The organism is Acinetobacter sp. P37 (genome assembly GCF_057480965.1).
Genome location: NZ_JBLIYY010000001.1, coordinates 182,722 through 196,101 on the forward strand (window position 1 = coordinate 182,722; position 13,380 = coordinate 196,101).

The following is a 13,380-nucleotide window of genomic DNA, read 5'->3' on the forward strand; positions in this document are numbered from 1 at the left end:
GATTTAAGCCCCAGCTACTTTTTTCTGAGCATTCTGATTCAGAATTTGATCACGAGGTCCATCCATGACAATTTTACCTTCATTCACCACAATAATGCGGTCAACCAACTCAAGTACCGCACGGCGATGTGTTGCCACCACCATAGTTCGGTTTTGTAAATAACCTTTTAAATGATCGATCAACTGCTTCTCAGATACGTCATCAATGGCTGCTGTAGGTTCATCAAGCAATAGAATATTGGGTTGACGAATCAATAAGCGTGCAAGCAACAAAGCTTGGCGTTGACCGCCAGAGAAGCCTACACCACCTTCTAAAATGATATGGTCTAGCCCTTCTTTTTTCTCTTGAACAAAGTGAATTGCACCCGTAATTTTCAGTACTTCAATCAATTGTTCATCCGTAGCCAGCGGAGCACCCAAGGTCAAGTTTTCACGAATCGTACCATAAAATAACTGTGAATTTTGGTTCAATAGCCCCATATCACGGCGTACATCTGCGGGGTCAATTAAAGACAGCTCAATCCCATCTAATTTAACTTTGCCTTGTACTGGCGTTTGCATACCCGATAACAATTGGAGTAGCGTCGACTTACCAGCACCGTTACGGCCCAAAATTGCGATTTTTTCTCCAGCCTTAATTTCCAGTTTTGGAATTAAAAGACTTGGACGTGGGTCATCTTCACCATACTTAAATGACACACCATTGAGTTCATAATGACCATTAATTGATGGTCGATGAATGAGGTGAGAATAATCCGGTTGATCGACAGGTTTCTTCATGAGCTCATCCAGACCGGCTTTTGCCACTTTAGCCTGTTGTAAACGACCTAATACCCCTGCCAGTGCAGAAATCGGTGCCAACATTCGTGAAGACAAAATCGAACAAGCCACTAAAGCACCTGTGGTCATTTCACCTTTCATCACAGCAAAACAGCCGACAAGTACAACAATTGCAAACGTTAGACCCTGAATTTTTTGTGTCCATGCCGACATTAAGCCCACGATTTTACGTTGACGCATGCTGACATCAGCAGACACTTCATTCATGTGGTTCCATTGGTTTTGGAAACGTGATTCAGCACGAAGTAATTTGATATCCTCCATACCTTGCACAGATTCAACCAATAAGGCATTACGAATCGAAGACTCGCGCATACCCATTTGTGCAAGTTTAGCCAATGGTTTTTGCGCCAAAATCCCTGGAATAATCATCAAAGGAACCACCAACAGCATGACCCAGAATAGATTGCCGCCAATTAACCAGAAGATGAACAGGAACAAGAAGAAAAACGGTAAATCGGCAATTGCGGTAACAGTCGTCGAAGTGACCATTTCGCGTACCCCTTCTAATTCACGAATTTGTGAAATAAAAGTACCTGTTGATTTTGAACGTTCGCTATTTTTAATTCTTAATGCATGACCAAATACACGATCGGAAATTTTCAAATCGGCACGTTTACCAATAATATCCGATAAATAAATTCGTGAAACACGTAGTGCAAACTCAAATATCGCTGCAATTAACACCCCACCCGCAAGTACCCATAAAGTCGGTACAGATTGAGATGGAATGACGCGGTCGTACACGTTCATTGAGAACAAAATAGTGGCTAGGGCCAAAATATTCGCCATTAATGAAGCGAACATAATGTCGATATAACGCTTCCAGTCTTTTAAAACAATCGACCAGAACCAATTTTTTTCAAACGGTTTGATGTATTCATCGACACGTGCATCGGGTACAGATGACTCTGGACGCAGAATATAAATATTGCGAACACCATGGCTCAATCGCTCAATAGAGAAGACTTGAGATAGGCCTTCATCACCGCTTAGTTGAACACTGGCATTGCCGTCTACGTCGATGCGTTCTACCACACCCACTTCACCACTGATGAACTCGACCAATACAGGTAAGCGCCATGGATTAAGTAGATTTATGTCGTATTTGTTTTTACGAACACTTAATCCAATTTGGCGTGCCATCACTGCGACCAGTTCATCGGCATTTTTGTGTTGATCCCAATCCAACTGCAACCGTATACGTTCTTCAGAGGGTTCAATTCGATAATGCTTTGCAATATTCATAACCGCTTGTAGCCACGGTTGATAATTTATTGTATTACTCATGGCTGAACTTCAAACCCCTGAATAGATATATTATTAAGCTCATAAATATTTCGTGAACGTCCTGTCACTTGGATGTACTGCGCAAGTGCTGAGTAGATATCATATTGTGATGTCACAATTTCTTGTGCGGCACTATGTATGGCTTGCTCTGCATTCAGTAGATCGACAACCGTTCGAGTTCCTAATTTATATTGTTCTTGATACAGTTCTTTAGTTCTTACCGTTGTTTCACGACGCTGCACCAATATCGACATTTGACGCTTTTTATTTTCGATTTGTTCACGAATCATTCGGACTTGATCAATCACATCCAAATATACTGTATTTACTTGTGCTTTTGCTGCTTCTTCTGCATAGCTTGCGGCACGTGTTTGCGCTGCAATTGCACCACCTTGGTAAAAATTACTGGTGGCTTCCAACATGATTGAATTATATAAACCATCATCTTCATCATTATTTGGATTACGGCCATTCACCGCCTGACTCAGACTGCCTTTGACATTGAGTGTTGGATAAGCACTTAATTTTGACTGTTGCTTTTGCAATTTGGCAATTTCAACCCCAGCCTGTGCTTTCATCATGCTCGGAATCATCTTGAAATCCGGATCTTCATATAGAGCTGCAGCCGTTAAGATGCGATCTGGGATCACCCAATTGATCTGACTTACATCAAAACCTAACAAGGTACGAAGTCGCTGTTGGTACTGTCGAAGTTGAGTTTCTTGCACAATTAAATTTGATTCTGCAGCTTCTAAATTTGACTTGGCTTGAATAGGGTCTGCTTGACTACTGATCCCTGCGGTTGCACGTAAGTTAGCAATCTCAGCAATCCGGCTCACACCGGCAATTTGCTGCTGCGCAATTTTAGCCACTTCTTGATATCGTTTAATGTTGATAATTGCATTTGCAACATCAAATGAAACTTCATCTAAATTTACAAGTACATTAGCCTGCTCTTGTAACATTTTTGCTTCTTCGATACCGACAGCACTTTTGGTTTTACCAAAGTCATATAACATCTGCGTCGCATTTAAAGATACCAACTGACGTCCACGCTCGCCTTTTGTCAGATCTGCGGTACTTAATCCACCTGAAATTTGGGGATAATATGCAGCATTCGCAAGGTCAATATTGGCGTTTTGCGATGCGACTGTAGCAATACTTTGTGTGATTTCTGGACGTCTTTGGACGGCGATATGTATCGCATCAATAAAACTTAGATTCTTCGCTACTGTGTTTGGATTATAGCTGCCTTGTTGCGTTCGACCATAAGCAACGGCTGGCATTTCTTGGACACGTGAGGTATCTAAATTATATTTACTGAGTTCTGTGATGTTAATTTTTTCGGCAGAAGGTTTCGGCTTATTAGGTAAAAAAATCTTATCTAATGTCTTTTGAATGGTACTTTGTGTAGTGCCAGTATCTGCTGCATACACTGAACCAATGGAAAAGGGTAATAATAATATACAAAAGAAATTGCACTTATTTTTACGCGGACGCCCAACTTCTGGACCATTCATCTTTCGTAATCGCATGATTTTTGCAGGTCGTATTTTTAGTTTAAAGTATACTGAATTCTTGCTAATTTTTTAGATTAATCGCTCAGTTTTTGTCATTTCAGACAATAACATAAACCCGCTGAATGAAACTAGCGCCATTCAACGGGAAATTTCTTATTTTATTCAATTAAACAGTAAAATCATCACCAAGATAAACTTTACGTACAGTTTCATCCGCAAGGACTTCTTCTGGAGTACCTTCTGCAATCACTGAACCTTCGCTCACGATATAGGCATGCTCACAAATCGCAAGGGTTTCTCGCACATTATGGTCGGTAATTAATACACCAATACCGCGATCTTTCAATGTTCGGATAATGTCTTTAATATCACCCACTGAAATAGGATCGACCCCTGCAAAAGGTTCATCGAGCAACATAAATTTAGGGTCTGCAGCTAAAGCACGTGCGATTTCCGCACGACGACGCTCACCACCCGACACACTCATACCAAGAGAATCTTTAATATGAGTGATTTTAAAGTCAGCAAGCAATTCCGTTAAACGTTGCTGACGTTGTTGCTTATTTAGATCTTTACGGGTTTCTAAAATCGACATGATATTTTCTGAAATGGTTAATTTTCTAAAAATAGATGCTTCTTGAGGTAGATAACCAATACCTTTACGAGCGCGCTCATGCATTGCTAAGTCAGACAAATCAAGATCATCTAAATGAATCTCACCTTTATCCATACGCACTAGACCAACGACCATATAGAAACTTGTGGTTTTACCTGCACCATTTGGACCAAGTAAACCCACAATTTGACCACTTTGCATGCTAAAGGACACATCCTTTACCACCCAACGCTTACTGTAGTTTTTGGCTAAATGTTTAATACATAAAGTTTGAACTTGCGAGGTTTGCTCCATTAATCACGTGCTCCTGGGAAGGACTTAGTGCTTGACGGTGGAATTACGATCTGTACACGACCCGAAGAAGATCCAGATTTATTTGGTGTACCCTCAGCAACGATGTCACCTTTATTCATACTGTATTTCAGGCTATTACCCCGAATACTTGCACCATCTTGTTGTAACAAAGCACCACCTGTCATGGTGATAATACCCGTTTCAGCATTGTAGACAATTTTCTGAGCTTGGCCTTTTGCATAGCCTTTGGCAGGGTCAGTTTTTTGTTGGAAATGTGCTGGCCCACCCGTTGCTGTAATCGTACTAATCTCTTTTTTGCTGTTTAAGTTCGCAACGATTGAGTTTGCCTGAAGCTTCATCGAACCCTGTTCAATGATGACATTACCAGTATACGTCGTAATCCCGGTTTTTTCGTTAAATGTTGCACGATCGGCAACCAATGAAATCGGTTGATTACGATCTGAAGGCAAAGCAAAAGCTGCAACCGCACATATCGCCAGTGAACCGAGTAGCACTGTACGTTTTAGGAAAGTTTTTGCAGTTTTTCGATTAAAATTATGGTTCATACTTTCCTCGAATATTAAAAAATTCGTATTGACCGTCGTTTAAATTTGCTTTTAAACCTTGGCTGACAAATTCGGCTTGTGGTGAAATCACCGTTACAGTCTTGTCCGTTTCTATTTCACGCTGTTTTGGAAAAGCAGTTAGTTCCTCAGTACGAAACTCCATTTGCCCTTCACGCATCAATTTTGTTGCAACCACATTGTCACTCAGCACGACTTTTTGGTTATCGTCCATACCATTGGCTTGTTTGGCAAAAAACGTGGCATCGACAGCACCATCTTGATAGGTCGATGCTTTCAGATTGACCAAATGAGACGTTTGCTTTTGCAAATCCTGCTCAAGTCGATCGACTTGCGCACGAATATGCAATTTTCCCTGCTCATCAGTCTGCGTCAGGTTAATGTTTTCAGCTGAGTAAGTCATAGTTTTCGAAGAGTCCGCCTGAAGCTTATTACCCTTTCCACCGAAATAGTAAAAACCACCGCTTACTGCAGCAATGACCACAGCTGTCACGTATAAAACTTTAGTATCCATAAGCGGAGATTCAATCCAATGACTGCATCAATTTATTAATAAGGTGCACTTGCATATTTTTCAAGTAGTTCCTGGTATACACCTTTAGAAACTAAAAGCATATCGCAGATTTCACGAACAGCACCACGTCCACCCATCGCCTGAGTAACAAGATCTGCACGGCGACGTACTTCTAAATGTCCATTCGGTACGGTCACTTTCATCCCTGCAATAGCAAAGGCTGAAAGATCGGGCCAGTCATCGCCCATATATAGGCAATCTGAAGGATCAATACCAAACTGTGCGCAAGCTTCAGTCAAAGCAACACCTTTGTCTTCACGACCTTGAAAAACCAAGTCCACACCTAAGTCAGACATGCGTTTTTCAACAATATTACTTTTACGGCCAGTAATAATGATGACTTTGATACCCGCTTTTTGCACCAACTTCATGCCTAAGCCATCTCGAATATCAAAGGATTTGATTTCATCGCCGCTATTGGTCAACGTTACAAATCCATCACTTAAAATTCCATCTACATCCAGTACTAGTGCTTCTATGTGACGCGCTTGTTCTAGCAATACATACGATGCCATTTTCTTAATTTACCCCAGCCTGAATCAAATCATGCATGCTGATAATCCCAATCACTTTATTGACATCATCAACAACTACAAATTGTGTAATTTTCTTTTCGTTCATACGTTCTAAAGCATGTACCGCGCGTTCTTCTTGTGAAATGGTCAAAGGATTTTTAATCATCACTTCTGAGACTTTCATATTCACATCAAAGCCTTGCTGTTTATCAATCAAACGACGTAAGTCACCGTCGGTAAAGATACCCAATAAGGTATCGTTTTCATCGACAATCGTGGTGAGTCCCAAACGTTTATTTGAAATTTCGTACAGGACTTTATTCATTGGTGTCTCTGGCGACACTTTGGGTAAGTCTTCACCTGTATGCATTAGATGTTTTACATGCAATAACAAACGCTTACCCAACGCTCCAGCAGGATGAGAGCGTGCAAAATCATCCGAGGTAAAGCCACGCGCATCCAATAAAGCAACCGCAAGGGCATCACCTAAGGCTAATGTTGCAGTGGTACTTGAGGTCGGAGCTAAACCCAAAGGGCATGCTTCTTGAATATTACCCAAGGTCAATGCGACATCGGCATTTTGTGGCATTGGGCCTTTATTGTCACCACTCATGGTAATAAGAGGAATGCCCAAATGTTTGATCAATGGCATCAGCATCATAATTTCATCACTCTTACCTGAGTTTGAAATTGCAATGAGCACATCACCTTTAACTAACATGCCCAAATCACCATGTCCAGCTTCACCTGGATGCATGAAGAAAGATGGCGTACCTGTCGAGGCAAACGTAGCGGCCATTTTACGACCGATATGCCCCGATTTGCCCATACCAGTAATCACTAAACGCCCTTTGCACTGTAAAATGATTTCGCAGGCTTGGCTAAAACGATCATCTATTTGCGTCGCTAATACTTGTAAAGCATGCTCTTCAATACGCAAAGTTTCTAATGCGACTTTCTGAAAATCGACTTGATTCGGCATATTTGGTGGATTCAAAGTTGTTATACCTTAAGCCGTGAGAGGTGCGCTCTCACTTTCAAAATAAAAAAATTTTCACAATTTTATCATAACTATGCAAATAGCACGTTTCCAAATGTATAAGAATTCATGAATTATGCAGAAAAGATGCATTTCTTCTTTTTTATTTTAGGAACAGATAAATTGAATTCAACTCTCAAATGAAATTCAGCCCGAATCAAATGAGCCTTAAACTTCTTTTTACAGCAGTACAATTACATCAAGCATTAAAAAATATCTGCTTTTTTGGGTTTTAACTTTATGAAAAAAAATGCTTAGGTTAAGATGAGCCATCTTTTGGTAGAAACAATTTGAAGACCTATGCAACCTTTTGTTCTATATAACTCAGAGCAACGTAAAAAAGTAGAATTCGTACCTCGCAAAGAAGGACATATCGACATGTATGTCTGTGGAATGACCGTGTATGACTACTGTCATATTGGTCATGCTCGAGTTATGGTTGCATTCGACTACATTATCCGTTTCCTGCGCAGTCAGGGCTGGAGCGTTAAATACGTTCGCAACATTACCGATATTGACGACAAGATCATTGCCCGTGCCAATGAAAATGGCGAAAGCATTACTGCGTTAACCGATCGCTTTATCAAGGCCATGAACGAAGATGCTGCCAATTTAGGTTGTGCAGCACCTGATGAAGCACCACGTGCAACAGACTATATCGATCAAATGCAGAATATGATTGGTAACCTAGTCAACAAAGGCACTGCCTACCCATCTGCAAATGGCGATGTTTATTTTGAAGTTGAAAAGTTTGCCAAATATGGTCGTCTTTCGGGTCGTAAACTTGACGATATGCAGGCTGGTGCTTCTGAACGCGTTGATGTAGAAGTAGAAAAGAAACATCCTTTTGACTTCGTGCTTTGGAAACATGCCAAAGAAAATGAACCTTCTTGGGCTTCGCCTTGGGGCAATGGCCGTCCGGGCTGGCATATTGAATGTTCAGCGATGTCGACCTGCTGCTTAGGTAACCATTTTGATATTCATGGTGGCGGTTCAGACTTAACTTTCCCGCATCATGAAAATGAAATTGCGCAATCTGAGGCATCTACTGGCGAACAGTATGTTAATTACTGGATGCATGTCGGCTTTATTAATGTCGATGGCGAAAAAATGTCGAAGTCTTTAGGTAATTTCTTCACTATTCGTGATGTGATGGATAAATTCCACCCTGAAGTGATTCGCTTCTTTATTGTGTCATCACATTACCGTAGCCCAGTAAACTTCTCTGACACTGCTTTAAAAGAAGCGAAAAATACCCTTTCCCGTTTCTATCATTCATTTAAAGCTTATCAGCAAGTCTATGGTGAAAAAACCGTAGAAACTTTGGATGATGCTTTAGTTGAGCGCTTTAATGCCGCTATGCGTGATGATTTCAACACCGCAGAAGCAATTGCGGTATTGTTTGAAGTCAACAAAGAATTGAACCGTGCCGTAAAAGATGAAAATGCTGAACAAGCGGCTGTGTATTATTCGACATTGCGTCACTTGACCAATATTTTAGGTTTGGTGCAACACAATGTAGATGATTTCCTGAAATCTGATATCGGTCAGGAAGCTCTAGGTCTCTCTGAAGAGCAAATTGAAGATTTAATTCAACAACGTAAAGATGCGAAAAAAGCCAAAGAATTTGCCAAAGCAGATGACATTCGTCAATCTTTACTGGATCAGGGCGTAGTTCTGGAAGATACACGTCAAGGTACTATTTGGCGTCGCGCTGATTAATTAAGCAAACAGAAGCATAGAGAGTTGACAGTTGCGTGAAATTCTCTATAATTCACCTCATTGCGGGAATAGCTCAGTTGGTAGAGCATAACCTTGCCAAGGTTGGGGTCGGGAGTTCGAGTCTCCTTTCCCGCTCCAGAATACGAAAAACCCTCATCGAAAGATGAGGGTTTTTTTATGTTTAAATTTTCCTTCAAAGGCTTATTTTTAGATGTATTTACTCATGTTATGCACATGAAAGCAATTTCGCATTTTTAAAATAATATTTAAGTCTATTCGACGGAGTCTTACATTTAGGGATTGAATACAGGAATTAGCTTCCGGCTGGAAGTACTCTTACGAAACGTTGTTTCTCATTCGGCAAAATGAGATGCGAAGCTTCGCAAGGAAACCATCTTGCGGTGCAATGCACCTCACCAACAAAACGCGTTCACTACCGTCAAATGATTCAATGTATCGCAAAAACATTTTTGATTAGAAGTCGTCCTGTCTCAAACCATTGCGGATGACATTACCGCGTATCTTTATTATTTGAAGCAAAGTACGCTTCTGATATTACTGCGTAACATCTGTTATTTATTATATTGTAGCGGCGTTTATAGGCCTTAATTTCTTCCCAACGATTAAGGCTTTCCTTATTGCAATATGACCTTTCGCCTACCTGTTAAAATATAATCTAACGAAATGCTCATCTAGGCTATTTTCCTCAATTTTTCTCCATAATTTTCCGTTATTCTTTGCCAAAATTACATTTGGACAACCAAATAATGCACGGCGCGCACACCACACTCAAACTGACCAGCTTAAGTTACGCATTACTTACGATCTCAACATCAATTTGGGCCGCAGATACTGTTCAAAATCCTCAAGAATCTGCAGCAGTTCAGCAAATGGAAGCTTTAACATTTGAAGTTCCAACAGCAAGCACTAAGCCCAAAGACCCAGATATCAGTGCTGTCGCAAAAACCATTATAAGCCGTGATGAAATGTTGAAATTTGGCGATCAGTCCATCAATGATGCGCTGCGCCGTGCTGCAGGGTTTCAACTCCCCGGTGCCGGCGATGGTCCACGTGGTGGTGCAGGTGCTGGCGGCATGCGTTTTCGTGGTGGTGGCGCACCCGTGTTTTTAATCAATGGTGAACCTGCACAAGGTGGTCCTCGTGGTGGCATGTCAGTTGTTGATAGCATTACACCGGAAATGATCGAACGCCTTGAAATCACCAAACAACCAAGTGTAGCTCAAGGCTCGGTTGCTTCATCTGCAGTCATCAACATTATTTTAAAAGAACCATTGAATGGCACGCGTTTGAGTGGATCTGTACGTGCTGGTTATGGTCTAACAAAGTCAAATACACGTGAAGAAGAACGCACCAATTTAAACTTTCAAATGGATGGTCGATCAGACCCTTGGATCTATATTTTATCTGGGAGCCAAATGTGGAATGATTCAGATACGCTCACCCGTACACAAGATGCAACAGGAACGAAAACCCAGAAACGCATCACCAATCGTACGTCGCAAATGCTCACCCCACGTGTTGAATATCAACTTGATGATCAACAAAAATTGGTCGCTGAAATGTTTTATCGCAACAATGAAAGCAAAGGCACAAGTGGCACCCAAGTCCAAAAAGATAAAAATGACAGCATTCGACTCAACACACGATATGAGCGTAAAGACCAAGGTAATTCCGACAAAATTCGCTTATCAATCGAGCAGCAAAATGAAACGGAATTAACAGAGTATAGAAATTCTCAATCATATATTGATGAACAAATTAATGAATATGGCTTAGGCTACGACGGTGTCCGCAAGTTCGACTCAAAACGCCAAATAAAATTTGGTACTGATCTACGTAGCAATGAACTTGAAAGCAATATTGCAGAGACCTTAGATGAACAATTGTATGCTGCTTATGTTGAAGGAAGTTGGAAATATACGCCGCGCCAAACCTTAACTCTAGGTGTACGCCAAGAGTGGATTGATCGTTCAGGTTTAGTGGATTATCAAGATCAGCATTTGAGTCCTGTATTAGCACACCGTTTTGACTTTAATGACCAATGGTCACTCCAAACCAACTTGAGTCAGGCTTTTAAAAATCCACGTAGCAATCAATTGATGCCGACGGTTTCAGTTTCTACAGATAGCGATGCAGGGACACTAAACAACCCTAATCGTGGTGGTAATCCAGACTTACGACCTGAAACTATTAATGCTTACGAAACAACCCTAGGCTATAACACCCCTGCTGGCGGCGTAAATATCACTGCATATTATCGAGAAATTAATGACTATATCGAAAAATCGATCCTGTCAGAAAATGCTACAGGCGGTCGTTGCGAAACAGGAAATACCGATTGCAGTTTTGTCGAACGCCCATATAACCAAGACAGTGCAACTACTTATGGTGTGGAAATTGCTGGACGTTATGCACTGAAGCAAACGGAGAATGGTCATTCATTTATGTTGAATGCTCAGCTTTCAACTGTACGTGCAAAAATTGAAGAAACTGACGGCTCTGACCGTTTGGCAAGTGATGTTGCACCTTATACCGCAAGTGCTGGTTTATCTTATAATTATCAACCTTGGCGTATAGCAACTAGTGTGAATCTCAATTATACCCCTGAATATACACGTGCGCTGAGTAACGAACCGTACAATCGCACCAGCAATGAACGCGTCAATATGGATGTGAGTTTTACTAAACGCTTTGATCAAAATTGGTCTGCATCGGTGAATGCACGTAATATTCTCAGCTCAGATTATAAAGAAGTGTTAAAAGAACAAAGTTCTGGCGCGCTATACCAATCTCGTATCAATGAAGCAATTCCAAGCTTTATGTTTACCTTAGAAAAGAAATTCTAAACCGTTTCTAAGAGACTTCTAAGAGATTTAAAATAAAAAACCGATACGGACAACGAATCGGTTTTTTTATGCGTACACGACCGCAAACTAGCGCTCAATTGCCTTCAACATTTTCGCAATTTTTAGGGTATGTTCCTTCTGCCCTTTTTTCTCTAAGACCTTTTGCTCAACCCACCATAAATATTCAAAAATTTCTGATTCACTTGAATCCTCTTGAATTAATTTAAAAATATTGGGCAAATAATCATCATATTCATCACGTAAAGCAGGAATACGGCGAATCCCTAACGGGTCCCATTCCTTCAATAAAATTTTATGTATCGCATGCAAGAGACTGGCATCTCGATTATGTTTTGACTGCATACAAGTTCCCTGGCTTATATTTTTTTACTTTTAAAATCAGTTATCTAATTATGTGATGATATTAAAAGAAAAATGAACTGTTGTTTGTCGAAGATTTCATCATACGCATCTCTAAACGCTTTTCCATTGGTTTTTCATCTTTTTTTTATACTAAACCAAAGCTTTATCAAAATATCATGCACTTTTTCTCATAAATTTTGCCAATAAAGCCTTTCGAGAATCCCTTACTTCACAGTACAAAAGTTTTAAATGCTAAGTTCAATTTTCAGACCTAATCATTCAAAGAAAAAAACAATACGCTTCAGCCAACTTCTATATTTATCTCTTTTCGCAATTGTGAAAAATTTACAGTTTTCCTTTTTAATCTCCGACAATTCAAGCTACATTCTATTTTGAAATTTTAATCCTGAAAAATCCCTATGAGTACTGCATTAAACGAAACCATTTACGTCATTCAACACCTTGCATTTGAAGATTTGGGTTCATTGGAAGATGTATTTTACCAACTGGGTTATCGGGTAAGATACTTCGAAGCTGGTGTCGATGACCTCAGTAAAGCTATGCAACATACAGGGCTTACCATCATTTTGGGCGGCCCGATCGGAGTTTATGAAACTAATGACTACCCTTTCCTACAAAAAGAAATAGACTTACTTAAAGTACGTTTAGAGAGTAACTTACCGACTTTAGGCATTTGCTTAGGTGCTCAGCTTATTGCACATGCATTGGGAGCGAAAGTCTACCCAGGTCATAGCAAAGAAATCGGTTGGAATAACTTAGAACTTGATGCTATTGCTGACAATATATTAGCGCCATTAGATCAAGTGCCTGTACTGCATTGGCATGGTGATACCTTTGATTTACCTGTAAATGCACAGTTACTCGCCAGCTCAGCAATTTATCCAAATCAAGCGTTTAGCTATGGGCCCAATATTCTAGCTCTACAGTTTCATATTGAAGCAGAAGCTCAGGCCATGGAAAAATGGCTAATTGGGCATACATGTGAACTGCATAAAGCACAAATTAACATTCCAAATTTGCGCATGGAAAGCCAACAACATACACCTCATTTAGAACGTGTTGCTCCCCTTATTTTGCAACAATTTTTACAACAGCTTGAGCTTTAAAACAGCTATTAATTTAAAGCTAAATGGCT

The 13,380-nt window shown here is 40.4% G+C and carries 11 protein-coding genes and 1 tRNA gene; 4 read left to right on the forward strand and 8 right to left on the reverse strand.

What is annotated here, in order from left to right; translation table 11 throughout:
* Nucleotides 1–3: 3 nt before the first annotated feature.
* From AC25JC_RS00975 to AC25JC_RS01005, 7 genes are all read right to left on the reverse strand, one after another.
* A complete protein-coding gene (locus AC25JC_RS00975) occupies nucleotides 4–2,130 on the reverse strand; it encodes a type I secretion system permease/ATPase (RefSeq protein ID WP_233944247.1) in 2,127 nt (708 codons plus the stop codon).
* Nucleotides 2,127–3,650 carry a TolC family protein gene (locus AC25JC_RS00980; RefSeq protein WP_180182971.1) on the reverse strand — a complete coding sequence of 508 codons (1,524 nt, stop codon included), beginning with the start codon at nucleotides 3,648–3,650 and terminating at the stop codon, nucleotides 2,127–2,129. Before AC25JC_RS00980 ends, AC25JC_RS00975 begins: the two co-directional genes overlap by 4 nt.
* A gap of 166 nt (nucleotides 3,651–3,816) precedes the next feature.
* Nucleotides 3,817–4,560: an LPS export ABC transporter ATP-binding protein gene (lptB, locus tag AC25JC_RS00985; protein WP_078188759.1), complete on the reverse strand. Its 744-nt coding sequence runs from the start codon at nucleotides 4,558–4,560 to the stop codon at nucleotides 3,817–3,819.
* Nucleotides 4,560–5,126: a lipopolysaccharide transport periplasmic protein LptA gene (gene lptA / locus AC25JC_RS00990; RefSeq protein ID WP_486923283.1), complete on the reverse strand. Its 567-nt coding sequence runs from the start codon at nucleotides 5,124–5,126 to the stop codon at nucleotides 4,560–4,562. The genes lptB and lptA overlap by 1 nt, the downstream gene beginning before the upstream one ends.
* The gene (lptC, locus tag AC25JC_RS00995) at nucleotides 5,116–5,658 is read right to left on the reverse strand and encodes an LPS export ABC transporter periplasmic protein LptC (RefSeq protein WP_486923284.1); all 543 of its coding nucleotides are present in this window, start codon (nucleotides 5,656–5,658) and stop codon (nucleotides 5,116–5,118) included. Before lptC ends, lptA begins: the two co-directional genes overlap by 11 nt.
* Before the next feature lie 35 nt (nucleotides 5,659–5,693).
* A complete protein-coding gene (locus AC25JC_RS01000) occupies nucleotides 5,694–6,233 on the reverse strand; it encodes a KdsC family phosphatase (protein ID WP_078188762.1) in 540 nt (179 codons plus the stop codon).
* A gap of 4 nt (nucleotides 6,234–6,237) precedes the next feature.
* Nucleotides 6,238–7,215, reverse strand: a complete 978-nt coding sequence (locus tag AC25JC_RS01005; RefSeq protein WP_078193567.1) for a KpsF/GutQ family sugar-phosphate isomerase — start codon at nucleotides 7,213–7,215, stop codon at nucleotides 6,238–6,240.
* Nucleotides 7,216–7,572: 357 nt separating this feature from the next.
* On the opposite strand from AC25JC_RS01005, the gene cysS reads away from it, so the two are divergent.
* From cysS to AC25JC_RS01020, 3 genes are all read left to right on the forward strand, one after another.
* The gene (cysS, locus tag AC25JC_RS01010) at nucleotides 7,573–8,994 is read left to right on the forward strand and encodes a cysteine--tRNA ligase (protein ID WP_486923285.1); all 1,422 of its coding nucleotides are present in this window, start codon (nucleotides 7,573–7,575) and stop codon (nucleotides 8,992–8,994) included.
* A gap of 62 nt (nucleotides 8,995–9,056) precedes the next feature.
* Nucleotides 9,057–9,132: transfer RNA gene (locus AC25JC_RS01015), tRNA-Gly, on the forward strand.
* A 629-nt stretch (nucleotides 9,133–9,761) separates the two neighbouring features.
* On the forward strand, nucleotides 9,762–11,861 hold the full coding sequence (locus AC25JC_RS01020) for a TonB-dependent receptor plug domain-containing protein (RefSeq protein WP_486923286.1): 2,100 nt from the start codon (nucleotides 9,762–9,764) through the stop codon (nucleotides 11,859–11,861).
* A gap of 87 nt (nucleotides 11,862–11,948) precedes the next feature.
* On the opposite strand, the gene AC25JC_RS01025 is transcribed toward AC25JC_RS01020, so the two are convergent.
* Nucleotides 11,949–12,224: a hypothetical protein gene (locus AC25JC_RS01025; protein ID WP_078193570.1), complete on the reverse strand. Its 276-nt coding sequence runs from the start codon at nucleotides 12,222–12,224 to the stop codon at nucleotides 11,949–11,951.
* 419 nt (nucleotides 12,225–12,643) lie between these two features.
* Here AC25JC_RS01025 and AC25JC_RS01030 point away from each other — a divergent pair, with 419 nt between their 5' ends.
* Nucleotides 12,644–13,351 carry a glutamine amidotransferase gene (locus AC25JC_RS01030; RefSeq protein WP_486923287.1) on the forward strand — a complete coding sequence of 236 codons (708 nt, stop codon included), beginning with the start codon at nucleotides 12,644–12,646 and terminating at the stop codon, nucleotides 13,349–13,351.
* Nucleotides 13,352–13,380 lie beyond the last annotated feature (29 nt).

What these genes read in the sequence shown, in the direction of transcription:
- cysS (WP_486923285.1), top strand. Translation starts at nt 7,573, where the DNA reads ATGCAACCTTTTGTTCTATATAACTCAGAGCAACGTAAAAAAGTAGAA.
- AC25JC_RS01030 (WP_486923287.1), top strand. Translation starts at nt 12,644, where the DNA reads ATGAGTACTGCATTAAACGAAACCATTTACGTCATTCAACACCTTGCA.
- lptC (WP_486923284.1), bottom strand. Translation starts at nt 5,658, where the DNA reads ATGGATACTAAAGTTTTATACGTGACAGCTGTGGTCATTGCTGCAGTA.
- AC25JC_RS01025 (WP_078193570.1), bottom strand. Translation starts at nt 12,224, where the DNA reads ATGCAGTCAAAACATAATCGAGATGCCAGTCTCTTGCATGCGATACAT.
- AC25JC_RS01020 (WP_486923286.1), top strand. Translation starts at nt 9,762, where the DNA reads ATGCACGGCGCGCACACCACACTCAAACTGACCAGCTTAAGTTACGCA.
- AC25JC_RS01005 (WP_078193567.1), bottom strand. Translation starts at nt 7,215, where the DNA reads ATGCCGAATCAAGTCGATTTTCAGAAAGTCGCATTAGAAACTTTGCGT.
- AC25JC_RS00980 (WP_180182971.1), bottom strand. Translation starts at nt 3,650, where the DNA reads ATGAATGGTCCAGAAGTTGGGCGTCCGCGTAAAAATAAGTGCAATTTC.
- lptA (WP_486923283.1), bottom strand. Translation starts at nt 5,126, where the DNA reads ATGAACCATAATTTTAATCGAAAAACTGCAAAAACTTTCCTAAAACGT.
- AC25JC_RS00975 (WP_233944247.1), bottom strand. Translation starts at nt 2,130, where the DNA reads ATGAGTAATACAATAAATTATCAACCGTGGCTACAAGCGGTTATGAAT.
- lptB (WP_078188759.1), bottom strand. Translation starts at nt 4,560, where the DNA reads ATGGAGCAAACCTCGCAAGTTCAAACTTTATGTATTAAACATTTAGCC.
- AC25JC_RS01000 (WP_078188762.1), bottom strand. Translation starts at nt 6,233, where the DNA reads ATGGCATCGTATGTATTGCTAGAACAAGCGCGTCACATAGAAGCACTA.